Annotated in this window: 14 protein-coding genes; 8 read left to right on the top strand and 6 right to left on the bottom strand. The window is 62.9% G+C overall.

Features of this window, described 5'->3' with window-relative positions:
- The first annotated feature begins 144 nt into the window (after nt 1–144).
- Nucleotides 145–2,010 (top strand): acyl-CoA synthetase, encoded by a 1,866-nt coding sequence (locus PVW51_RS21010; RefSeq protein WP_269366735.1) that lies wholly within the window; start codon nt 145–147, stop codon nt 2,008–2,010.
- Complete coding sequence (locus PVW51_RS21005) at nt 1,995–2,957, top strand: alpha/beta hydrolase (RefSeq protein WP_443288565.1); 963 nt, start codon at nt 1,995–1,997, stop codon at nt 2,955–2,957. Before PVW51_RS21010 ends, PVW51_RS21005 begins: the two co-directional genes overlap by 16 nt.
- 146 nt (nt 2,958–3,103) lie before the next feature.
- Here the strand turns inward: PVW51_RS21005 and PVW51_RS21000 are convergent, their stop codons facing one another.
- On the bottom strand, nt 3,104–3,940 hold the full coding sequence (locus PVW51_RS21000; protein WP_269366731.1) for an alkaline phosphatase family protein: 837 nt from the start codon (nt 3,938–3,940) through the stop codon (nt 3,104–3,106).
- Nucleotides 3,941–4,133: 193 nt separating this feature from the next.
- Here PVW51_RS21000 and PVW51_RS20995 point away from each other — a divergent pair, with 193 nt between their 5' ends.
- The gene (locus PVW51_RS20995; RefSeq protein ID WP_114275911.1) at nt 4,134–4,325 is read left to right on the top strand and encodes a hypothetical protein; all 192 of its coding nucleotides are present in this window, start codon (nt 4,134–4,136) and stop codon (nt 4,323–4,325) included.
- A gap of 6 nt (nt 4,326–4,331) precedes the next feature.
- Nucleotides 4,332–5,165, top strand: coding sequence for a hypothetical protein (locus PVW51_RS20990; protein ID WP_274577268.1), 834 nt, complete (start codon nt 4,332–4,334; stop codon nt 5,163–5,165).
- A gap of 794 nt (nt 5,166–5,959) precedes the next feature.
- On the opposite strand, the gene PVW51_RS20985 is transcribed toward PVW51_RS20990, so the two are convergent.
- The 5 genes from PVW51_RS20985 to PVW51_RS20965 form a co-directional block, all read right to left on the bottom strand.
- Nucleotides 5,960–7,597 (bottom strand): ABC transporter ATP-binding protein, encoded by a 1,638-nt coding sequence (locus PVW51_RS20985; protein WP_274577266.1) that lies wholly within the window; start codon nt 7,595–7,597, stop codon nt 5,960–5,962.
- Nucleotides 7,594–8,409: an ABC transporter permease gene (locus PVW51_RS20980; protein ID WP_269366725.1), complete on the bottom strand. Its 816-nt coding sequence runs from the start codon at nt 8,407–8,409 to the stop codon at nt 7,594–7,596. Before PVW51_RS20980 ends, PVW51_RS20985 begins: the two co-directional genes overlap by 4 nt.
- A 127-nt stretch (nt 8,410–8,536) precedes the next feature.
- Entirely contained in the window at nt 8,537–9,493 is a 957-nt protein-coding gene (locus PVW51_RS20975) for an ABC transporter permease (protein ID WP_274577263.1), read from the bottom strand.
- A 16-nt stretch (nt 9,494–9,509) separates the two neighbouring features.
- Complete coding sequence (locus tag PVW51_RS20970; RefSeq protein ID WP_269366721.1) at nt 9,510–11,108, bottom strand: ABC transporter substrate-binding protein; 1,599 nt, start codon at nt 11,106–11,108, stop codon at nt 9,510–9,512.
- 121 nt (nt 11,109–11,229) lie between these two features.
- Nucleotides 11,230–13,224 carry a CocE/NonD family hydrolase gene (locus PVW51_RS20965; RefSeq protein ID WP_274577260.1) on the bottom strand — a complete coding sequence of 665 codons (1,995 nt, stop codon included), beginning with the start codon at nt 13,222–13,224 and terminating at the stop codon, nt 11,230–11,232.
- A 307-nt stretch (nt 13,225–13,531) separates the two neighbouring features.
- Here PVW51_RS20965 and PVW51_RS20960 point away from each other — a divergent pair, with 307 nt between their 5' ends.
- From PVW51_RS20960 to PVW51_RS20945, 4 genes are all read left to right on the top strand, one after another.
- A complete protein-coding gene (locus tag PVW51_RS20960) occupies nt 13,532–17,338 on the top strand; it encodes an Ig-like domain-containing protein (RefSeq protein ID WP_274577258.1) in 3,807 nt (1,268 codons plus the stop codon).
- Nucleotides 17,339–17,414: 76 nt separating this feature from the next.
- On the top strand, nt 17,415–18,737 hold the full coding sequence (locus PVW51_RS20955; RefSeq protein WP_274577257.1) for a TolC family protein: 1,323 nt from the start codon (nt 17,415–17,417) through the stop codon (nt 18,735–18,737).
- Entirely contained in the window at nt 18,734–20,965 is a 2,232-nt protein-coding gene (locus PVW51_RS20950; protein WP_274577256.1) for an ATP-binding cassette domain-containing protein, read from the top strand. The genes PVW51_RS20955 and PVW51_RS20950 overlap by 4 nt, the downstream gene beginning before the upstream one ends.
- A complete protein-coding gene (locus tag PVW51_RS20945) occupies nt 20,962–22,152 on the top strand; it encodes an HlyD family type I secretion periplasmic adaptor subunit (protein WP_274577255.1) in 1,191 nt (396 codons plus the stop codon). The genes PVW51_RS20950 and PVW51_RS20945 overlap by 4 nt, the downstream gene beginning before the upstream one ends.
- The last annotated feature ends 242 nt before the right edge of the window (nt 22,153–22,394 follow it).

Below are 22,394 nucleotides of genomic sequence, written 5' to 3'. Positions count from 1 at the left end.
GCGCGAAATTCCGGCCCGGAATCCTGCCGCTGCGTCATTTGACCGTGGTGCGGGTGGACATTGCCTTGCGAATTACCCGGTTTCATCGCATCCTTTGACCCAGGAAAAATTCAGCCGGAAACCGGCATTTGGGGAGGATTGTTCATGGGATACAGTGGTATCGAAGACCGCAAGAAGATCGAAGGCGAAATGCCCTGGGCAGAGCGCGATCTGCCAAAAACGCTTTATGGTCTGATCAGCCGGACAACGGCAAAGTTTCCGAACCACAAGGCCATCAGTTACCAGATCTTTTCCGGCCCCAAGGACAAGGCCGAGACCTTTACCTGGACCCAGCTCAAGGACAAGGTCAGCCAGACTGCCAACCTGTTCCGGTCTCTGGGCATCGGCCCGAAGGATGTCGTGGCCTATGTCCTGCCCAATTGCAATGAAACCGTTCTGACGCTGCTGGGGGGCGGCGTGGCCGGCATCGCCAACCCCATCAACCCGCTGCTGGACGCCGAACAGATCGGCTCGATCCTGCGCGAGACCGGGGCATCGGTGGTGGTCACCCTGCGGCCTTTCCCCAAGACCGACGTGGCCGAAAAGACAGCCGAAGCCGTCAAGCTTGCCCCCGGCGTTCATACGGTGCTTGAGGTGGACCTTGTGCGCTACCTGACGCCGCCGAAATCCTGGATCGTGCCGCTGATCCGGCCCAAGGGGCTGGTGGGAAATCAGGCGAAGTACCTGAACTTCAACGCCGAGATCAGCAAGCAACCCAAGGAGCTGACCTTTGAGGACGTGCAGGAAGACCGCGTGGCCTTCTATTTCCACACCGGCGGCACCACCGGCATGCCGAAGGTTGCGCAGCACCTCTATTCCGGCACCATCTACAATGGCTGGATCGGCTCCGAACTGCTGCTGACCGCAGAAGACGTGATGCTCTGCCCGCTGCCACTGTTCCATGTCATGGCCTGCCAGGTGATGCTGCTGGGGGCGCTTTCGTCGGGCGCGCATATCGTTTTCCCGACGCCGCAGGGCTATCGCGGCGAAGGCGTGTTCGACAACCTGTGGAAGCTGGTGGAACGCTGGAAGGTCACCTTTGTGGTCTCTGTTCCGACGGCCCTTGCCGCCACCATGCAGCGCCCGGTCAATGCGGATATTTCCAGCGTGAAGACGGCGTTCTCCGGCTCTGCCCCGCTGCCGCTGGAATTGTTCCGCCGGTTCGAGAAGACAACCGGCATGACGATTGTCGAAGGTTACGGCATGACCGAGGCAACCTGCCTGATTTCGGGCAACCCGGTGGACGGGCTGAAAAAGGTGGGCTCGATCGGGATTCCCTTCCCCTATACCGAGATCAAGATCGTCAGCAACGGCAAGGAACTGGGCATCGATGAGGTGGGGGAAATCTGCGTGTCGAACCCCGGTGTCTATGTCGGCAATACCTATACCGAAGCGGACAAGAACAAGGATCTGTACTACAAGGACAAGTTCCTGCGCACCGGTGATCTGGGCCGGATGGATGCGGACGGCTACCTGTGGATCACCGGCCGGTCCAAGGACCTGATCATTCGCGGCGGGCACAACATCGACCCGGCCGAGATCGAAGAGGCGCTTCTGGGACATGATGCCGTCGCCTTTGCAGGGGCCATCGGACAGCCGGATGCCCATGCGGGTGAAATCCCCTGCGCCTATGTGGAACTGGTCGAAGGGGCAGAGGTCACGGAAGAGGAATTGCTGGTCTATTGCAGCGAGAAGGTCCACGAACGTGCGGCCCAGCCCAAACATGTCACCATCATGAAGGAACTGCCGAAAACGGCGGTGGGCAAGATTTTCAAACCCGATCTGCGCAAGGATGCGATCACCCGTGTCTATGATGCCGCGCTGACGGCGGCGGGCAGTGCCGCGCGGGTGGATCATGTGGTCGACGACAAGAAACGCGGCCTGGTCGCCAGGATTTCCATGAACGGTGCCGCGCCGCAGGACGTCGGGGCCGTGCTCGACAGCTTTACCCGGCCATGGGAGGAGGCGTGAACGCCCCGGATTATGACCAGCTGATCGACACCGAGACCTGGGCTTATATCGCGCGGCTTGATGCCGCCTATCCGCCGGACGCCGTCGAGATGACGATCAGGGAACAGCGGCAGGTCTATGACCGGATGTGCCGCCTCTTTGATCAGGGACGGCCCGCAAGGATCGTTGTGCGGGACATCCCCTATGGCGCGGTGCCCTGCCGGATCTACGAGAAGACGGCGACGGATGTCACGGTGGTCTATTACCACGGTGGCGGTTTCGTTGTGGGCGGGCTGGACAGCCACGACGACATCTGCGCCGCGATCTGTGACCGCACGGGATACCGGGTGATCTCGGTCGATTACGGGCTGGCGCCCGAGGTGGTCTTTCCGGGCTGTTTCAACGATGCCTGTGCCGCTTTCGAAGCCATCGCGAAGGTTCACCCCGGTCCTTTGGTCATGGCGGGTGACAGCGCGGGCGGCAACCTTGCCGCTGCGGTGACGCATCAGGCGCGCCACGACCTGCCGGGCCGGATCAGGGGTCAGCTGCTGATCTATCCCGGGTTGGGCGGTGACCGGGGGCAGGGGTCTTATGTGGAGCATGCAAATGCGCCACAGCTTACGGCCGCGGATCTGGCGTTCTACCTCAAGGTCCGTGTCGGGGAAGGGGAGCCGCCGACAGATGATCCCCGATTTGCCCCGCTGAGTGACACGGATTTCACCGGCCTGCCGCCAAGCGTGCTGATCACGGCGGAATGTGATCCGCTTGCCAGCGACGGCGGGGCATATCGCGACGCGATACGCGGCGCCGGCGGGCAGGCGGTCTGGTTCAATGAGCCCGGCATGGTACATGGCTGCCTGCGCGCCCGGGCCATGTCCTCCCGTGCGGCGGCATTCTTTGACAAGGTGGTGGAGGGGATCGCGGCTTTGGGACGGGGCGACTGGCCTTATTCAGACGCGCAGATGTGAGGTGTTCGGATTCCGTCCCATTTGAAAAGAACGGGTCGGAGTTTTGAAAACTCCGGGGGTGGCAAGGCGCGTGGCGTTGAGCCCTTGGCATCGCTTTCTTTGAAGAAAGCGGACCGGCGTTTCTGAAAACGCCGGGACCCGGCGTGTCACTTCAGAAAGGATGCCGCCTTCATCGTATCCGCGACCGGCGCGCCGAGGCGGTGCAGGATCGTGGGGGCCAGTTGCAACTGGTCGATCACGGTATCCGCGCGGGGGCCTTCGGCGGGGCCGAAGTAGTAAAGCGCCGCATCCTGTTGCAGCTCGCCCCGCCCGCCGTGGTGGCCGCGCTCGTCCTGACCGTGATCTGCGGTCACGATGATCTCATATCCTGCCGCCATCCATTTGGAGATGAAGGGGGCCAGCATCTCGTCCATCACGGCGCAGGCGTGGTCCATCTCCTGGCAATCGTGGAAGAACCGGTGCCCCATGCTGTCCAGGGTACAGGTGTGCAGCATGCCGTAGTTCAGCCCGAACCGCAGGCACAGATTGGTGAGCGTGGCAAAGAGATCCACGTCGGAAGGGGTCATCTGGTTGACCTGCCCATAGCCGGTCATCGTGTGGAACCGCCCGTGGTTGATCGTGTCGCTGTCGGGCTCGTCGTATTCGATGTCTCGCACATAGTCGAAGGGGTGGCGGTTGAAGAACTCCGACCAGAAGGAATGCGCCACAGCGCCCGTCACGCCGCCGCCTGCGCGGACCTGGCTGAACACGTCTTTATGCCCCAGCCGGAAGACATTGCCGTTCCCGGTGCAACCATGCGCGGCCGGTGCCACGCCGGTGTGGATCGAAGCATAGCAGGAGGCCGAGATCGAGGGCAGCACCGCCCGGATTTTCCAGACCCGGGCATCGCCGGATTGCACCCACCCTTCGAGGTTGCCGAACAGGCGGCGCCAGTTCCGGTATGGCACCCCGTCAAGGATGATCAGCAGCAGTTTCTTGTCCATGTCGGGCCTCCCTGGTTGCGGTCATATGATCGCAGGCGCGGGTGCGGTGCAACGGCTAACCCGTGGTCAAACAGCCGCGTGATCGCGGTGCCCGGCATAGGGGTGCTTTGCTGACCCGGCATGCCTTGCTTGCCCGCTTTGGCGAAAATCCAACCTGTGATAGCATCGCGGGATTGGAATCAGGGGGTTTTTCATGAAACATTGGACCTTGGAGACAGATGCCGAAACACTGCCGCTGAAACGGACAGGCGGCACCGGCGAGGATGCACCGACAATGGGCACCGGCAAATGCACCGCATCGGGCTGCGGGTGCCCCAGCTATGTCGATCCTCCCGGTGGATTTGACTGTGCCCGTTGCGGGCATGCAAAATCAGAACATTGGTAAGCGCCAGTGCCGGATCATGACCTGCGCGCAGAAAACGACCGGCTGCGCGCCCGGCTCAGCGCGTTCGAGCGTTCCGCAGATGAGGCCCGCCGCGACAAACGGTGGTACAGTGACAACAGCTGGCAGGATTGGGTCAAACTCTCCGGCCTGCCGCTGGCCTTCGTGCTGGCCTGCTACACGTTTTACGACGATGTCTACCTGCGCTTTAAGGGGCAGGACCGCGCCACGATCAGCGCAATCGAAAGCAATCTGCGTGAAATCCAGAAGCTGAACGAAAAGGCCTATGCGCTGAACGAGGCAGATGGAATTTCGGGGGCCGGCAGTTTCGAGGCGGCGAATGCAGGGTTGCGGCAGCGGCTGGGCAGTCAGACTTTCGCATATTGGCAGCAGCAGCCGGAGTTCTTTCAACCCTCGGAGGCGCAGATCCTTGCCGATCAACTGTTGCTTCAGGGCCGCACAAGGGATGCCTTGCAAATTGCGGAGACGCTGGAAAGCAGCGCGCGCAGCGCATCCGACCGGGTTGAACTTGCGCTGTTCAAGGGCCGTATCCTGGGGGCGGAGGGCGATGCCTTCGACCTCGCGGCAGCGCGGAAACAGCTGGGCGCGGCCTATGCGATGACGGATGAGGTCGCCGTCTCCTCCCGCGCGCAGGCCCAGCGGCGCACGATCCTGCAGTACCGGGTGCAAATGGAACTCTATTATGAGCAGCCCTGTGAAGGGATCGGCCCGCTGGTCGAGGCGCTGGAGGTCTGGACGCTGGACGGCACCCCGGCAGAGGATGCGCAGGACCGGGCGGCGCGGCGGCTGATCGAGACCTACGCTGCGCGCTGCGCGGGGTAATGTCAGTTGCCAAGTAAAACCGACTTTTGCGTCACATTGCTGACCCGGATCGCTGTGCTACGTCAGGCGCAGGGGCGAAGCGGTCATCCGCGGAAATTGCAGCGAACGGCGGGAAAGAGTCCCATTTATCATGAGGCGCAGGCCGGGTGTCGCCCGACCTGGAGGGCGTTCCAAACCTCAGTATGGTGGGAAGCGTTTCAGCCCCCACGCCGGGTCATGTGATGGCAAAGGTTGCAAAATCGCCCTCCGGGGGGAGGTCGGGCGATGCCCGGCTTGCGCCGGGCGGGGTGTTGGGGGGGCAGGCACCGCGCCAATGGCAATGTCAGCAAAGTTCGCATAACGAACCCTCGCGTGCGCTTCACCTAAGGTCCGGTTGGGTCGGAAATGCTTGGCATTCGAGGCGGGATTGCTGGGCACGGCCTTCCGACAGGAATCAGAAAATCCGTAGGTTTGTGTCGCTTTCGGATGGCATGCGACAGGTTGGGGCAGGGCAAAGCGGAGCAAGGCGGCCCGGGCCTGCCGGGTGCCTCCCCGCGCCTTTTCCTTGAAAAGACGCTTGGTCGCACTGGTCGCGTTTTTTCGGGGAAAAACGCTTGGCCGCGCTGGGGTTGAACTTGACCGGGTGCCTCCCCGCGCCTTTTCCTTGAAAAGACGCTTGGTCGCACTGGTCGCGTTTTTTCGGGGAAAAACGCTTGGCCGCGCTGGGGTTGAACTTGACCGGGTGCCTCCCCGCGCCTTTTCTTTGAAAAGACGCTTGGTCGCACTGGTCGCGTTTTTTCGGGGAAAAACGCGACCTAGTTCCCGGCGCTTTCCATGCGGCGGGTTTCAATGACCTGCTCCAGCCAGCCCAGTTTCATCTCGGGCACCGAGCTGAGCAGGAGTTCGGTATAGGCATCGAAAGGCGGGGCCAATACCTGCGATTTCGGGCCGTAGCGCACGACAGCGCCCTGGTACATCACCGCGATGCTGTCGGCGATGGCTTTTACCGTAGCCAGATCGTGGGTGATGAAGAGATAGGAAACGTCTTCGATCTTTTGCAGTTTGAGCAGCAGTTTCAGGATGCCGTCGGCCACCAGCGGGTCGAGCGCCGAGGTTACTTCGTCGCAGATGATCAGCTTGGGCTTGGCCGCCAGTGCGCGGGCGATGCAGACGCGTTGTTTCTGCCCGCCAGAAAGCTCTGCCGGATAGCGATCCTGAAAGCCGTCGCCAAGTTCGATCTCGTCCAGCAGTTCCTGGATGCGCTCCTGCCTGGCTTTGCCCTTGAGGCCGAAATAGAACTCCAGCGGCCGTCCGATGATCGTGCCCACGGTCTGGCGGGGGTTCATCGCGGTGTCGGCCATCTGGTAGATCATCTGCAGCTCGCGCAGGTCCTCGTAGCTGCGTTGCGCCAGCGCGGGCGACAGGTTGCGCCCGTCAAACACGATCTGCCCCTCATTGGGCGGCAGCAGGCCGGTGATCACCCGTGCGAGCGTCGATTTGCCCGAACCGCTTTCGCCGACGATGGCAAGGGTCTGGCCGGGGTGCAGCTCCACGTTCACGTTCTTGAGCACGTCGAAATCGGTGCCCCTGTAGCGCGCGGTGATGTTCTCCACCCGCAGCAGTGGATTGTCGGTGGGTTGCTTTTCCTCGTGCTGGATCGACCGGACAGAGACCAGCGCCTGGGTGTATTCTTCCTGCGGGTTGTTGATGATCTGGTCCGTGGTGCCATATTCGACCATCGCGCCCTGTTGCAGCACCATGATGTGGTCGCTGACCTGCGCCACGACGGCAAGGTCGTGGGTGATATAGAGCGCGGCAACGCCGGTGTCGCGGATCGCTTCCTTGATGGCGGCCAGCACGTCGATCTGGGTGGTCACATCCAGCGCGGTGGTGGGTTCGTCAAACACCACGAGGTCGGGTTCGGGGCAAAGCGCAAGCGCTGTCATGCAGCGTTGCAGCTGACCGCCTGACACCTGATGCGGATAGCGGTTGCCGATGGTTTCGGGGTCGGGCAGGCCCAGCTTGCCGAACAGTTCCACCGCGCGGCTTTCGGCCTCCTTGCGGGAAAACTTGCCCTGGCGGATCGCGGCCTCTGTCACCTGTTCCATGATCTTTTTGGCCGGGTTGAAGGAGGCGGCGGCGGATTGTGAGACATAGGTGACCTCGCCGCCGCGCAGGCGGCGCACGTCGCCGACACCGGTCTGCAGGATGTCGCGGCCATTGACCCAGACTTCGCCACCGGTCAGCTCCACACCGCCCCGGCCATAGGCCATGGCGGCCAGGCCGATGGTGGATTTGCCGGCCCCGGATTCACCGATCAGGCCGAGGACCTTGCCGGCCTCCAGTTCGAAATCCACGCCATGCACGATTTCGATGTCGCGGGGCCGCTCGCCGGGCGGATAGATGGTCGCGCCGATTTTAAGGCCGCATACCTTGAGGAGGGGATCGCTCATCCTCTGCCCCCTTTCAGTGATGTGGTACGGTTCAGGATCCAGTCCGCCACCAGGTTGATGGAAATGCACAGGGTGGCGATGGCATAGGCCGGATAGAGGGCCGCCTGGATGCCATAGTTGATGCCTTCCTTGTTTTCCTTCACGATGCCGCCCCAGTCCGCCAGCGGCGGCTGTACGCCAAGGCCGAGGAAGCTGAGGGTCGAGATGAAGAGCACCGCAAAGATGAAGCGCAGGCCCATTTCAGCCACCAGTGGCGACAGGGCATTCGGCAGCGTCTCGCGGAAGATGATCCAGCCGATTTTTTCGCCGCGCAGGCGGGCGGCCTCGACATAATCCATCACCGTGATGTCCACCGCCACGGCGCGGGCCAGCCGGTAGACGCGGGTGGAATCAAGCAGCCCCATCAACACGATGAGGATCGTGGTGGTGGTCGGCATGACCGAGAGTACCACCAGCGCGAAGATCAGCGAGGGGATCGACATGATCAGGTCCACAAGGCGCGAGATCGTCTGGTCAATCCAGCCGCCCGAGACGGCGGCGAAGAATCCCAGGACCGATCCGGTGACAAAGCTGAGGATGGTGGCCATCGTGGCGATGAAGATCGTGGTGCGCCCGCCGTAGATCAGGCGCGTCAGCAGGTCGCGCCCGATGCTGTCGGTGCCCAGCAGGAACTGCGAAGAGGGCGCTTCCCAGACGTCGCCGACGGTTTCGGCCATGCCGTAGGGGGCGATCAGCGGGGCGAAGATGGCCATGAGGAAATAGAGGCCGGTGAAGAACAGGCCGATCATGGCGGATATGGGAATATTTTTCATATAGCCTGTTCCGTAGCTTGGTGCGCCGTCAGGCGCTTCTTCTGCGCCGGGCGTCTCCCGGCGCTTTCCCTTCGGGAAAACGCGTGGTCGCGCGCGGCGCATTTTTTCGGGGAAAAATGCGCCGTTTTCACTTTGGATGCCTCAGCCTTGGATTGGCCAGGATCGACACGATATCGGCAATCAGGTTCAGCCCGATATAGACAGCCGCAAAGATCAGCCCGCAGGCCTGCACCACTGGCACGTCACGTTTGGAGACGTGATCCACGAGGTATTGCCCCATGCCCGGATAGGCAAAGACGACCTCCACCACCACAACGCCAACCACCAGGTAGGCGAGGTTCAGCATCACCACGTTCACGATCGGCGCAACGGCATTGGGGAAGGCGTGTTTTCGGATGATCGTCAGCATCCGCATGCCCTTCAACTCGGCGGTTTCGATGTAGGCCGATTGCATCACGTTCAGGATCGCGGCGCGGGTCATGCGCATCATATGGGCCAGCACCACCAGGGTCAGCACCATGACGGGGATCGCAATGGCGTTCAGTTTCTGGCCCAGCGTCATGCCGTCGTTGATGATCGCGACAGAGGAAAACCAGCCCAGCCGGATCGAAATCCAGTAGATCAGGACATAGCCGATCATGAATTCCGGGATGGAAATGGTGGTCAGCGTCACCGCCGAGATCAGCTTGTCCGGCCAGCGGTCCTTGTAGCGGACGGCAAGCAGCCCCAGGAAAATCGCCAGCGGCACCGAGATGACAGCGGCCCAGAAGGCGAGGAACAGCGTATTCTTGAGGCGTCCGCCAAGGCTTTCCGCGATGTCGCGGCCATTGGTCAGCGCGGTGCCGAGATCGCCTTGCAGGAACCCTCCAAGCCAGGAGAAATAGCGGGTCAGGGCGGGATCGTTCATGCCCAGTTGTTCGCGCAGGTTGGCCAGCGCCTGGGGGGTGGCCGATTGCCCCAGAATGGATTGGGCGACATCGCCGGGCAGGATCGACGTGCCGGCGAAGATCAGGATTGAGGCCGCAAAAAGCAGCAGGATGCCCAGCGCAAGGCGCTGGGCAATGAGTTTCAGGATCGGGTGCATCTCCGCTACGCCCCGATCAGGCGTTCTTCAACCAGCATTTGATTGCGGCCTGGTTCGACATCATCTCACCGTAGGGATCGTCGATCCAGCCACCGACATCATTGCTGACGCCGTTGATGAAGTCGTTGAACATCGGCAGGATCAACCCGCCTTCATCGCGCAGCATCCGGCCCATCTTGGAATAGAGTTCCTTACGCTTGGCGGTGTCCAGCTCGGCCTTGGCCTCTTTCAGCATGGCGTCGAACTCGGGCCGTTTCCAGCGCGTGTCGTTCCAGTCTGCGGTGGACAGATATGCGGTGGAATACATCTGGTCCTGCACCGGACGTCCGCCCCAGTAGGAGGCGCAAAAGGGCTGCACGTTCCAGACTTCGGACCAGTAGCCGTCATTGGGTTCGCGCTTGATTTCCAGCGGAATGCCAGCGGCCTGCGCCGACTGCTGGAACAGGGCTGCGGCGTCGACCGCACCGGGGAAGGCCCCGTCGGATACCCGCAGGATGATCGGGCTGCCGTCGTGGCCGGAGGCCGCATAATGTTCCTTGGCCTTCTCGATGGAATGTTCGCGCTGCGGAATGCTTTCGTCGAACAGCGGATAGGCCTTGTTGATCGGCATATCATTACCCACGGTGCCGTAGCCGCGCAGGATCTTGTCCACCATTTCCTCGCGGTTGATGGCATATTTCAGCGCCAGCCGCAGGTCATTGTTGTCGAAAGGCGGGGTGTCGATATGGGCGATGAAAACGTAATGGCCGGGGCCGGAGACGTTGCGCACCTCAAGGTTCGGTGCGCGTGCCAGAAGGGCGGCAACCTTTGGATCGACGCGGTTGATCAGATGCACCTGCCCCGATTGCAGCGCCGCGGTGCGTGCGGTTGCATCGTTCAGCACAAGCTGTTCGAATTCGTCCGCAAAGCCACGGTTCTCGCTGTCCCAATAGTCATCGCGGCGCTTGAAGGCGTGGCGCACGCCCGGCTCGTCGATTTCAAGCGTATAGGCACCTGTCCCGATGGCGGCACCGGGATCGTCCATGCCGCCGTTCGGCTGGATGATCAGGTGATAGTCGGACATCAGGTACGGCAGGTCGGCGTTGGCTTCCTCCAGCTCCAGCACCACGTAGTCGCCATCGACCTTCATGTCGGCGATGCCCTTGACGATGCCCAGGGCACCGGACTGGCTGTCTTCGTTCGAATGGCGCTGAAGTGTCTTCAGCACGTCGTCGGGGGTCATGTCCTTGCCGTTGGAGAAGGGGATGCCCTTGCGGATCTTGAAGGTCCAGGTCTTGGCGTCGGCAGAGGCCTCGAAACTTTCGGACAGGCGCGGCTCAAGCGTACCGTCGGGGCTGACTTCGACAAGGGTTTCGCCCCAGGCATAGAGGTTGTTCAGCGGCACTTCCGAAGCGGTCAGGGCCGGGTCCTGGGTGTTGGTCGATTCACCACCTGAGGAACCGATGCGGATCATGCCGCCGCGCTTGGGAGTTTCCTGGGCCTGGGCACGCTCAGCCAGCATCGTGTTGGCAACAGCCGCGGTCACGCCGAGAGCCGCGGCGCGGCCGATGAATTCGCGGCGCGTCATCAGGCCCTTGGCGACCTGACCGGTCATATGTTTCAGTTGTTCGTTCATAATTTGATACTCCCCTTTGGAATCGGGCGCTTGTCCGCCCGTTTTATTGATTGATGAGTCAAGTTTGCGCATTTCTCAGCATGTCGCAAGGATTAATAGCGCGGTTTTCGTGACGCCTTTGCTACATGTGATCGCGCGGGATGTTGTCTTCGATGTCTCTTGCATAGATCAGTTCGTCGTTTTCATAGGCTTCGATGCGGGCATTGAGATGAAATGCCGTTGCGCTGCTGGTCATCATGCAGGTGGCTTCCGTCCGCAGCGAAATGTCACCGCGCACCAGTTCATCGGTCCAGTGGCATTGGCCGCGGGCTGACAGGGGGTCATCGGGGTTGATGGTCCAGGCCTCACGCGCAACCGATCCGTTGATCAGGCCATGGTCCGCGTCACGCACCGCACCGAAGTCATCCTCGATGAACAGGGTGATGTCGCCCGTCGTCATATCGACCTCGCGCCGCCTGATGTGGGCTTCGGGGCGCAGTTCTTCGGTTTGCCAGGGGTCGGCGGCGGCCGGGGGTTCGAACAGATGTTCGTCCCCGCCCTTTGTAGGGCGCTGGGGCAGGTCGATCCGGCCTGCGCTCAGGCTCAGACGGGTGGGGGCGGGGCTGGGCCAGATCAGCGGCCAGTAGGCATCCGATATCGACAGCCGCAGCCGGTGACCTGCCGGCACGCGGTAGGCGATGTGGTCGAGGTCCAGGGTGATCTCCACCGGCGTGCCGGGGGTCATCGGGGTGACCGCCTCTGCATCGTCGCGGTGGCTGAGGTTCAGCACCCCATAGGTGATACGGGTTGCCGCGCCATCCGGGTGGATGTGGTTCAGCCGCACCGCGATCTGCGCCTGCGGCTGGTCGCTGGCCAGGGTCAGTCTGACACGGGGCGCGCCGACGATATCCATATCCGCCTCCAGCGGGGCGCTGTCGAAGGTGGTGGAAAGCGCATCGTCGCCGCGCTGGTCGCCGGGCAGTTCCGGGCCCAGCCAGATGGCGCAGTATTCACCTGCATCCGCCCCGCAATGGGGCGGTGAGGACACGGTGGCCGCCAGCGGCGCGGCGGCGTCCGTCAGCCCGCCGTCGGTCAGATGCAGGGTGGTGGCGGGCAGATGAGACGTGGCACCCGTTGGTTCCGCGATCCAGCGGCCGGGGCGGTGTTCATACCAGGTGGCGGGGCGCACCCCGTCCATCAGATAGGCGCGGTAATCGGGGTCGTCTTCCACCCCGGTGTCGATGTCCTTGAGCCAGCGATCCCACCAGCGCAGCGCCTCTTGCAGAAAACCGATGCGCGGTTCGGGGATCGCGAAATGCGGATATTTGTGGACCCAGGGGCCGACGATACCCTTGGCCCCCGGCAAGGCCTCCACCAGTTGCGGCACGGCGTTCTTGTAGCCGTCGCCCCAGCCGCCGATGGCCAGCACCTTCGCCTTGATCGCGGGGTAATCCTCGATCACCGAACCATGGCGCCAATAGGCGTCACGCCGCTGGTGGCGCAGCCAGACCGACGGCAGGAAGGGTTCCGCCTCAAGCCGTTCCAGCCACATCTCGCGCCAGTCCGCGCGCAGCGCCGGGTCCGGCGCGCGGGAGGAATAGGACCACATGGTCGCCCCCCAGCCGAGGTTTTCGTTCAGCAGGCAGCCGCCCTTGTAATGAATGTCGTCGGCAAAGCGGTCCACGGTGGAGCACAGGGTGATCACGGCCTTGAGCGGATCGGGGCCAAGGGCGGCCACCTGCAATCCGTTGAAACCGCCCCAGCTGATGCCCATCATGCCGACATTGCCGTTGCACCAGGGCTGTGCCGCGACCCAGTTGATGACCTCGACCGCGTCGGCCTGTTCCTGGGCGGTATATTCATCCTCCATCACGCCCTGGCTGTCGCCATTGCCGCGCATGTCCACGCGCAGGCAGGCATATCCGCGCTGCGCAAACCACGGATGCGTCAGCGCATCGCGCGCGCAGGTGCCATCGCGTTTACGGTAGGGCAGATATTCCAGGATGACCGGCACCGGGGCGGCATCGGCATCTGCGGGTCGCAACATCCGGGCGGAGAGGCGGCAGCCGTCGGAAAGTGTGATGCCAAGGTCGGGGTCTTCGGTGATGTCGCGCAGGCTGTTTTGAGGAATCTCCATGCGTCAGACATTTGCCGCGCCCGGGAAATTGTCAACTGTTGCGAGAATGCCATCATTTTTCGCACCTGCGATATGTCCTATGACTTATTGGCAATCGCGCCTCTGACCGACCGGAATTGTGCCACAAGCCTCTCACCTTGTGGTTGAAAATGAACTAAGGCGAGAAAAAGGCACTAGTTTCAAAAGGGTTTTCGGAGTATCCCGGGGACATCAAAAACGTGCACGGGCGATAGAACGGCTGGCACGCATAAAATCAATTACAGAAGTCCCGCATAGAACGAGGACTTTGAGGTAGAGTGGTGGTGCTATGAAGACGATAGATTTCGTCGTCCGCGATAACGCGGGCGGATTGCAACGTGGTGTTGTCGCCTCAGAGGCGAAAAGTCATGTCATCCAGGCCGGAGCAGGTCAGGAAATTTCCCTAAATCTCAGACAGACCGATCTGGCCGGGCAGCAACGCGCAGGCAATGATCTGGTGCTGACGCTGGCCGATGGCCGGGTCATCATGATCGAGAATTACTTCAACGCATCGGGTGCCGCGAACCGGTTGTTCATCTCGGCAGACGGCTATCTGAACGAAGTCTCGCTGGTCGACGCGGGCAGCGGTGAACTTTACGCGCAATACGGGCCGACGGAAGAATGGGGCAAGTGGAGCCCCTCTGACGATCTGATCTATCTGGGCCGCACCGAAGTGGCGGCCAATGCGGCAGCAGCCGACGATGAAGTGTCGATGTTCGCGGCACCGCTTCTGGGCGGCGGATTGCTGGGCGGTGGCGCGGGCGCTGCGGCAGCAGCCGTCGGCGGCGCGGCAGTGCTTGGCGGTCTTGGCGGCGGCAGCTCCAACGGGGGTAACACTGCGGGCGAAGGTACGGACGGCACAGGCGGCACCGGCGGCGGCACCGGTCCGGCGGCGCCCTATGTGGATGACGCGGACAGTTCCAGCGACATTGGCGGCGACGATTCAGCGCCGCATCAGGTGGTGATCACCGGCGGGGGTGAACCGGGCAGTACCGTCATCGTCACCCTGGGGGACCAGCAGGTCGAAACGGTCATCGACGAAGACGGCGTTTTCGAAGCGGTCTTCGAAGACGAGAATTTTCCGCCCGACGGCACCTATGAAGCCGAGGTTACCGTCACCACCGAGGGCGAAAGCACGGTCCTGGACGGGCCGGAATATGTGATCGACACAACCCCGCCGCAGATCGAGGTGACATCGGGCACCCAGTCGGTGGATGATTATTTCAACGCCGAAGGCTTTGATGACGGTGTGACCATAACCGGCACCGGCGAGGCTGGCGCGGCCGTGGTCGTGACCATCGCAGGCATTGAGCAGGCGACGACCGTGGCCGAGGATGGCACCTGGTCCGTCACCTGGGAAAGCGGCACGCTGGAGGCGGGCGAATATACCACCGATGTGACCGTCTGGACCTCTGACGCATTCGGCAACACCAATACCATCACCGATGTGCTGGTCGTGGATACTGTCGTCAACGTCACCATCGACACCGATATCATCGGTGGTGACGGCGTGGTGAACGCCGAAGAGCATGACGTCGGTGTGACTGTCACCGGCACCGCAGATGCAGGGGCCACTGTGGTGGTCACATTCGGCACCGGCACCCAGACGGTGACCGCCACCGCCGAAGGCACCTGGAGCGCGGTCTTTGTCGCGGGCGAGGTGCCCACGGGCGAGCTGATGGCGACCATCACGGCGGTGGCGACAGATACCTATGGCAATGCGACTTCTGCCACGGGCGAGGTGCAGATCGACACGATCGCCCCCGGCATCACGGTCACCAGCGGCACCCAGTCGGTTGACGATTTCTTCAACGCCACCAGCTTTGCCGATGGCGTCACGTTGACCGGCACGGGGGAGGCGGGCGCCTCCGTCGTGGTGACAATCGCGGGCATCGCGCAAAGCACCACGGTCTCTGCAGATGGCACATGGTCGGTCACCTGGGCGGCAGGCACGCTGCAGTCCGGTGAATACAGCACGGATGTTCAGATCGTCACAACCGACGCCTATGGCAACAGCACCAGCGTTTCGGATGTTCTGGTGGTCGATACCGTGACGGATGTCACCATCGACACCGAAAATGTCGAAGGCGACGGCACTGTCAACGCCGAGGAACGCCAGGACGGTGTGACCCTGACCGGCACGGCGCAGCCCGGATCGACCGTCATGGTCACCTTCGGCACCGGCACCCATCAGGCGACCGTCGATGCGGATGGCAACTGGACCTGCGATTTCGCGGCGGGTGAAATCCCCACCGGCGAGGTAAGCGCGACCGTGACCGCCGTGGCGACGGACAGCTTCGGCAATACCTCCACCGCCAGCGGCGAGGTCGAGATCGACACGCTGGTGCGCGACTTTGGCTTTACCGGGACAACCGGCGGCGCGGATGGCGTGATCAACATCGAAGAAGCCTTGCAGGATCTTGTCATGACCGGCACCACTGAGCCGGGCTCGACCGTTCTTGTCACGCTTGGCTCTGCCACCCATGCCGCGACGGTTGCGGCGGACGGGACCTGGACAGTCACCTTCGCTTCCTCCGAAATTCCGGGTGGCGCGCAAACCGCGGTCATGACTGCCGTCGCCACCGATGCGGCGGGCAATGTGGAGAACATCACGCAGGACGTGGAGATCGACCGGGATGCAGGCATCCTCACGATCTCTTCCGCACCTGTCGAAGGCGACGATGTGGTGAACGCGGCAGAGGCCAGCGACGGCGTCGTGCTGAACGGCACCTCGAACCCCGGCGCGCTGGTGACCGTGACCATGGCAGGTGTCAGCCATACCGTGACCACCGATGCGGCAGGCAACTGGACCGCGAACTTTGCCGCAGGTGAAGTCGCGCCCGGCGACTATATCGCCGATATCCACGCCACCACCACCGACAGCGCGGGCAATGTGCTGGAGGCCGTGGACAGCGTGGCCGTCGACACCCGGGTGGACAACCTGAGCATCAATGCCGAGATCGTCGAAGGGGACGGGGTGATCAACGGGCTGGAACGCACCGACGGGGGCGGTGTGCAGATCACCGGCACGACCGAGGTCGGCTCCACCTCTGTTGTGGTCACCCTGAACGGCGTGGCGGTGAACGCGGTGGTCGATGCCAATGGCAACTGGATCGCCGATTATGCCGCCAGCCAGATCGCCCAGGGCACCTATGACGCCGATGTCTCGGTCCAGGCCACGGATGCCGCGGGCAATACCGCCACCGTGACCGACAGCATCCGCGTCGACACCGAAGTTGTCCCGCTGAACATGACCGAAACCGGGGGCGGGGCCGACAACGTGGCCTCTGCCGCCGAGGCCGCCACCGGCATTGACCTGGGTGGTCAGGTCGAGGCGGGTTCAACCGTCGTGGTCAACTTCGACGGGGCGAACCACAGCGCAACCGTCGATGCGGCTGGCAACTGGTCCCTGACCATTCCGCCGGGCGCGATCCGTCCGGGCACCTATGACGCGGCTATCGTGGTCACCGCGACCGATGCTGTCGGCAACGTGGCAACCCTGTCGGACACCCTGGCCATCGACACCGATGCGCCCGAAGGTCCGGTCATCGCCTCCTACACCCGCGACGGCGACGGCATCCGGGGCATTTCGACGGAGATCAATGACGACATGATCGAGGTCCACCAGGTCAACAACAACGGCACGGTGACCGAGGTCGACGCCACATCCGTGGATATCCCGCAGATCAACGAGACCAACTTCCAGTTCGGCACCCAGGTCCCGGACGGGTCGCATCTGGTGATCACCGCCACCGATGATGCGGGCAATACATCCGGCACCTACGTGGTGCTGGACGACGAATCCGTGAACTCCGAGGTTGCGCTGAATTCGGATGTGCTGGGCGATTACAACATCGAAACCATTGATCTGAGCTTTGCCGAGGAAGGCAATCTGACGATCAACGAGGCGACGCTGCTGGACCTGTCCTCCAACACCAACGAGTTGCAGATCGACGGCGGTGCCGATGATACGGTGACGGTCACCGGTGCGGTGCGTACCGGGTCCACCATCCGCGACGGTCAGAGCTATGACATCTATACCTTGGGCGAGGAGGGCACGCTTTACATCGACGACGATGTGACAGTGGTGATCTGAGCCGACACACGACCAGGGAGGCGCGGGCGGCAAATGATCCGCGCCCCCGGAACGAACCGGCTATTGAGGGCAGGGCATGACATACGGTGTAAAAGGGGCTTTCGGGGCCTGCGCGATTGCAGTCACCCTGTCGGGCTGTCTTTCCGACATGGGAAATGGCTGGGTGGCGGACAACATCGTTTCGCGCACCAGGTTCGCCGATCCGCTGGCGCCGGGCCGGAAGACCCACAGCGAGGACGTGAACGCCGAAAGCCAGATCATTCAGGGCTTGGCCGCGCGCCGCTCTGCCCTGCCGCCGGGCAGCAGTTTCGACCAGGTGGCAAAGGCGGTTCTGGCCGCCAATTCCCGCACGGCGGAAGCGGAGCTGCGCGCCGCGCGCCTGCGCTCCGAGGCGGCAAGCAAGAACTGGCTGCCGCGCATCGGGCCCGACATCAGCCTGACCTCGCTGGGGTCGGTGGTGGCCAACCTGGTGGTGGATCAGGTCCTGTTCGACAATGGCCGCAAGAAGGGCGAGCGCGAATTTGCCATTGCCGATGTCGAGGTTGCGGCCGTGAGCCTTGCGGTGGATACCAACGACCGCGTTCACACCGGGCTGACGCTTTATGTCACCGCCGCCGAAGCGCGCGAGAAAGCGGTGCTGTCAGAGGCGGCGCTGCGCGATATGGGGCATTTCGAATATGTGATGGGCGAGCGGGTGCGCGGCGGCGTATCGGACATGTCCGACCTCAATATCCTGCGCCAGAAACTGGCCGAGATCCGCGCCACCCAGACCGCCAATGCGGAACTGGCGCGGACATCCCTGGCGGAATTGAACGCAATGGCGATCCAGCCGGTTTCCGACCTGCGCGGCGTCCCGGAGCTTGCAGTCAGTGCCGGTACGGCCCAGCCGCTGCCTGTGGTGCTGGCCGAGGCGGAGAAAACCCGCAGCATCGCAAGGGCCAAGGTGGAACGCGCGGGCCAGCTGCCGGGGCTTTCTGCCGGGGGCACCGTCGGGGACAGCACCAATGTCGGCCTGCGGGTGACCAGCGACAGCCTGATCGGTTTTGGCACCGGTGCCACGCTCAAGGCCATCGAGGCCGCCAAGGAAACCGCCGCCCGCCGGGTCGCCCAGGCGCAGGAGGATTCCGCCCGCAGCTTGCGAAAACTGGAAAGCCAGATTGCCGCGAAATCGCGCCAGGCCACGGAGGCTGCCCGCCTCACGGCGCAGGCCAGGGGGAACCTTGATCTCTTTCAACAGCAATATGATGCGGGCCAGCGGCAGGTCATGGATGTGGTGGGCGTCTACGAGACCTTTGCCCGCCAGCAGCAGGCCGAGGTCAGCCTGAAATACGAGGTGGTGCGGCTGCGGCTGGATATGGCCAGACTTCTGGGCGTGCTGGCAGACGGGGATCAGATTTGACCGACAAGCGCGCCTTTACCCTGACCATCACCAATGGAAATCAGGGTCGCATTGCCCCGGCAAATCCCGTTGCTGCCGTGGCCCGCGCCCAGAATGCCAACCGGTTCGAGGACCGTATCGCGGCCCGTGCGCGGCTGGCCACGACCTATGCCGGATTGCTGGGGGTCGACGCCGTTGCGCGGGACCTCTTCGAGAGCATCGGCAGCGTGACACGCGAAGGCGCGGGGCCGGCGGCAGAGGCCGCGGCGATCAGCCATGGGCTGAAATCTCTGGGCCTGCTGGCACAGGTCGCCAAGGTGGAAAACGTGACGCCCGCACTCTGGCCCGCGCTGGCCTATATGACATCGGGACAGGTTCTGCTGGTGCTGGGGCAGTCGCGCGGCGATCTGATCGTCTTTGACCAGACCTGCACGGACAACCGCGCACAGGTGCCCATTGCCGAATTCCAGCCCTTCTTTGCGGGCATGATCGTGCGCGCCGAAGCGCCGCTGAAAAAAGTGGCCGAGACCCACAGGACGGATGCAAAACCCGCCCATTGGTTCTGGGGCCAGTTCGAACGCTTTCGCCGCCAGATGGCGGAGGTCGCGGTGGGTTCCTTCGTGGCGAACCTGCTCGCGGTGGCGGTGGCCCTGTTTTCCCTGCAGGTCTATGACCGGGTGATCCCGCATCAATCCGAAGCGACGCTCTGGGTGCTGGCCGCAGGCGCGGGCCTTGCCCTGCTGATGGAGGCTTTCATCAAGATCGCCCGCGCCCGGCTGATGGACGGGGCGGGACGCCAGATCGAACTGGGGGTGCTGCAGATCCTGATGGGGCGCATCCTGGGCATGCGGTCGGACAACCGGGGGCAGGCCCCGAACCAGGTCTTCTCGGCCATGCGCGAATTCGGATCGGTGCGGGAATTCTTCACCGCCTCGACCGTGGGCACGCTGGCGGATCTGCCGTTCATCTTTGTGTTCCTGTTCCTCGTGGCCAGCATCGCGGGCAATGTCGTCTGGGTGCTGGTGCTGGGGGGCATCCTGATGGTGGTGCCGGGGTTCTTCCTGCAAAAGCGGATGATCCGGCTGACCCAGGAAACCCAGGGCGCATCGGCGAAATCCTCGCGCCTGCTGCATGAGACGATATTCGAGCTGGATACGCTCAAGACCCAGCGCGGCGAGGATCGTGTGATGCGGCTGTGGTCCGAGCTGAACACGCTGTCGGCGATGAAATCCTCCGAGCAGCGCAAGCTGGCCTCGATGCTGACCTTCTGGAGCCAGGGGGTGCAGCAGGCCACCTATGTCACGGCGGTGATCATGGGGACCTATCTGGTCTTTGCCGGTGAATTCACCGTGGGTTCGATCATTGCCGTGGGCATCCTCACCGGGCGCACGCTGGCGCCGCTGACCCAGCTTGCCGGAACGATGGCGCGCTGGGGCAATGTGAAATCCGCCCTCGACGGGCTGGAGGCGGTGGCCCAGGCGCCGCAGGATGCCGATGAGACCCGCAGCTATCTGCGGCGTGAGACGCTGAAAGGGCATTTCGAATTTCGCGATGTGACCTTCCGCTACGAGGACGACGGCGCGCCGATCGTTGACATAAAAGGTCTGGCGATCCTGCCGGGGCAGAAGGTGGCCGTGCTGGGGGCCAATGGCTCCGGCAAGTCCTCCTTGCTGAAACTGATGAGCGGGCTTTATGCGCCGACAACCGGGCGTGTGATGATCGACGGCACGGAAATGAACCAGATCGAACCGCGCGATCTGCGGCGTCTGATCGGCTATCTGGGGCAGGATGTGCGGCTGTTCGCAGGCAGCCTGCGCGACAACCTGAACCTGACCATGCTGGAACGTGACGATACCCGCCTGATGAAGGCGCTGGAATTTGCGGGGCTTGGCCCCTTCGTGCAGGCGCATCCCAAGGGGCTGGACCTTGAAATCAAGGACAATGGCGCGGGGCTGAGCATCGGGCAGCGCCAGTCCATCGGATGGGCGCGGCTGTGGCTGCAGGATCCGAAAATATGCCTGCTGGACGAGCCGACCGCGGCCCTGGACCAGACCCTTGAGGCCACGCTGGTGGCCCGGTTGCAGGGCTGGATGGCGGGTCGCACGGCCATCATCGCGACACACCGCGCGCCGATCCTGGCGCTGACCAACCGCACCATGGTGCTTCAGGCGGGGCGGATGACCATCGACGGCCCCAAGGACAAGGTGCTGCACCATATCGCCAGCAAGAGTAAGGGGCATGCCGCATGACCTTGGTGAACCCCACCCAGCTTGAGGCGCAGCTGGGCCGCGAGATGCGCGGACCTTCTGCGGTGATCTGGCTGTGTGGTGCGGCGGTGCTGCTGTTCGTGATCTGGGCGGCCTTTGCCTGGGTCGATGAGATCGTGCGCGCGGAAGGGTCGATGATTTCTTCTTCGCGCCCCCAGATCATCCAGAACCTTGAGGGCGGCATCCTGGCCGAACTGGCAGTGGGAGAGGGGGACGTGGTGGAAAAGGGCGATGTGCTGGCGCGCCTGCATGGGACACAGTTCAAATCCTCCGTCGATGATCTGCGCGACCAGATCTCGGCCTTCGAGATCCGCCGCCTGCGGCTGGAGGCGGAACTGGCGGGCCAGTTCGATTTCACCGTGCCGGAGGCACTGGCCGCGCGCACGCCGGATATCGTGGCCTCTGAACGCGCGCTCTTGCAGGCGCGGCAATCCGACTTTGTTTCCCGGACCGAGGGGGCAAAGCGGGTTCTGGCCGAAGCCACCAAGGAACGGCAGTTGATGGATGATCTGCTGGAGCGCAAGATCGTATCGATGATCGAGGCCACCCGTGCCCGCAAGGTCCATGCGGACGCCCGCATCAAATATGATGAGATCGTGACCCAATCGGAGCTGGACCGGGCGCAGGAATATTCCGATGTGCTCAAGGAACTCAGCACCCTGCGCCAGAACCTCAAGGCCAGCACGGACCAGTTGAACCGCACCATTCTGGTCAGCCCGATGCGCGGGATCGTCAACAACCTCAGCGTGACCACCATCGGCGGCGTGGTGCGCCCCGGCGAGGAGATATTGCAGATCATCCCGCTGGATGAGGAATTGTTTGTCGAGGCGCGGGTGAAGCCAGAGAACATCGCTGGCGTGCGTCCGGGGCAGGAGGCGACGGTCAAGCTGAGCGCCTATGATTACACGATTTACGGCACGCTGAAGGGGCGGGTGAAGCTGATTTCGGCCGATACCTTCAAGGATGAACGCTCCCGCGATCCCGACGGTAACCCGCATTACAAGGTCACGGTCGAGGTCGATACCGCGCATCTGACGGAACGGCAGGCGTCCTTGCAGATCAGGCCGGGGATGCAGGCCAGCGTGGAATTGCACACCGGCGAAAAGACCGTGCTGCAATATCTGCTGAAACCTTTGTACAAGTCGCGCGAGGCTTTCCGCGAGCCGTAGGATTGGGCCGCATCTGTACGGCAGACGATCTGTGCTGCGACAGCGGATTGCGGGACACCTCGCTTTGCCGTTTCGACACAGCCAACAAATGATGACATGTCATTTTTGACATGTCAGATTGCTGACAAACCCGGAAGCGGCTGCCGCCGGAGGTAAATCGTTCTTCTGCGCTCTGCGTTACGTTGTCGAACGAAGGGCCGCGCCCGAGCCTGGGAGGGCGCATTGAGACGCGCATTCGGAGC

The sequence above is a fragment of the Sulfitobacter sp. PR48 genome (genome assembly GCF_028807335.1).
In the GTDB taxonomy this organism is placed as follows: domain Bacteria; phylum Pseudomonadota; class Alphaproteobacteria; order Rhodobacterales; family Rhodobacteraceae; genus Sulfitobacter.
The sequence above is the reverse complement of the archived record's forward strand: the minus strand, read 5'-3'. Positions and strand labels throughout refer to the sequence as shown.

Excerpts from the sequence above, each read along its gene's own strand:
- PVW51_RS20955 (WP_274577257.1), top strand. The coding sequence starts at position 17,415 with ATGACATACGGTGTAAAAGGGGCTTTCGGGGCCTGCGCGATTGCAGTC.
- PVW51_RS20965 (WP_274577260.1), bottom strand. The coding sequence starts at position 13,224 with ATGGAGATTCCTCAAAACAGCCTGCGCGACATCACCGAAGACCCCGAC.
- PVW51_RS20970 (WP_269366721.1), bottom strand. The coding sequence starts at position 11,108 with ATGAACGAACAACTGAAACATATGACCGGTCAGGTCGCCAAGGGCCTG.
- PVW51_RS20985 (WP_274577266.1), bottom strand. The coding sequence starts at position 7,597 with ATGAGCGATCCCCTCCTCAAGGTATGCGGCCTTAAAATCGGCGCGACC.
- PVW51_RS20960 (WP_274577258.1), top strand. The coding sequence starts at position 13,532 with ATGAAGACGATAGATTTCGTCGTCCGCGATAACGCGGGCGGATTGCAA.
- PVW51_RS21000 (WP_269366731.1), bottom strand. The coding sequence starts at position 3,940 with ATGGACAAGAAACTGCTGCTGATCATCCTTGACGGGGTGCCATACCGG.
- PVW51_RS20980 (WP_269366725.1), bottom strand. The coding sequence starts at position 8,409 with ATGAAAAATATTCCCATATCCGCCATGATCGGCCTGTTCTTCACCGGC.
- PVW51_RS20995 (WP_114275911.1), top strand. The coding sequence starts at position 4,134 with ATGAAACATTGGACCTTGGAGACAGATGCCGAAACACTGCCGCTGAAA.
- PVW51_RS21010 (WP_269366735.1), top strand. The coding sequence starts at position 145 with ATGGGATACAGTGGTATCGAAGACCGCAAGAAGATCGAAGGCGAAATG.
- PVW51_RS20975 (WP_274577263.1), bottom strand. The coding sequence starts at position 9,493 with ATGCACCCGATCCTGAAACTCATTGCCCAGCGCCTTGCGCTGGGCATC.
- PVW51_RS21005 (WP_443288565.1), top strand. The coding sequence starts at position 1,995 with ATGGGAGGAGGCGTGAACGCCCCGGATTATGACCAGCTGATCGACACC.
- PVW51_RS20945 (WP_274577255.1), top strand. The coding sequence starts at position 20,962 with ATGACCTTGGTGAACCCCACCCAGCTTGAGGCGCAGCTGGGCCGCGAG.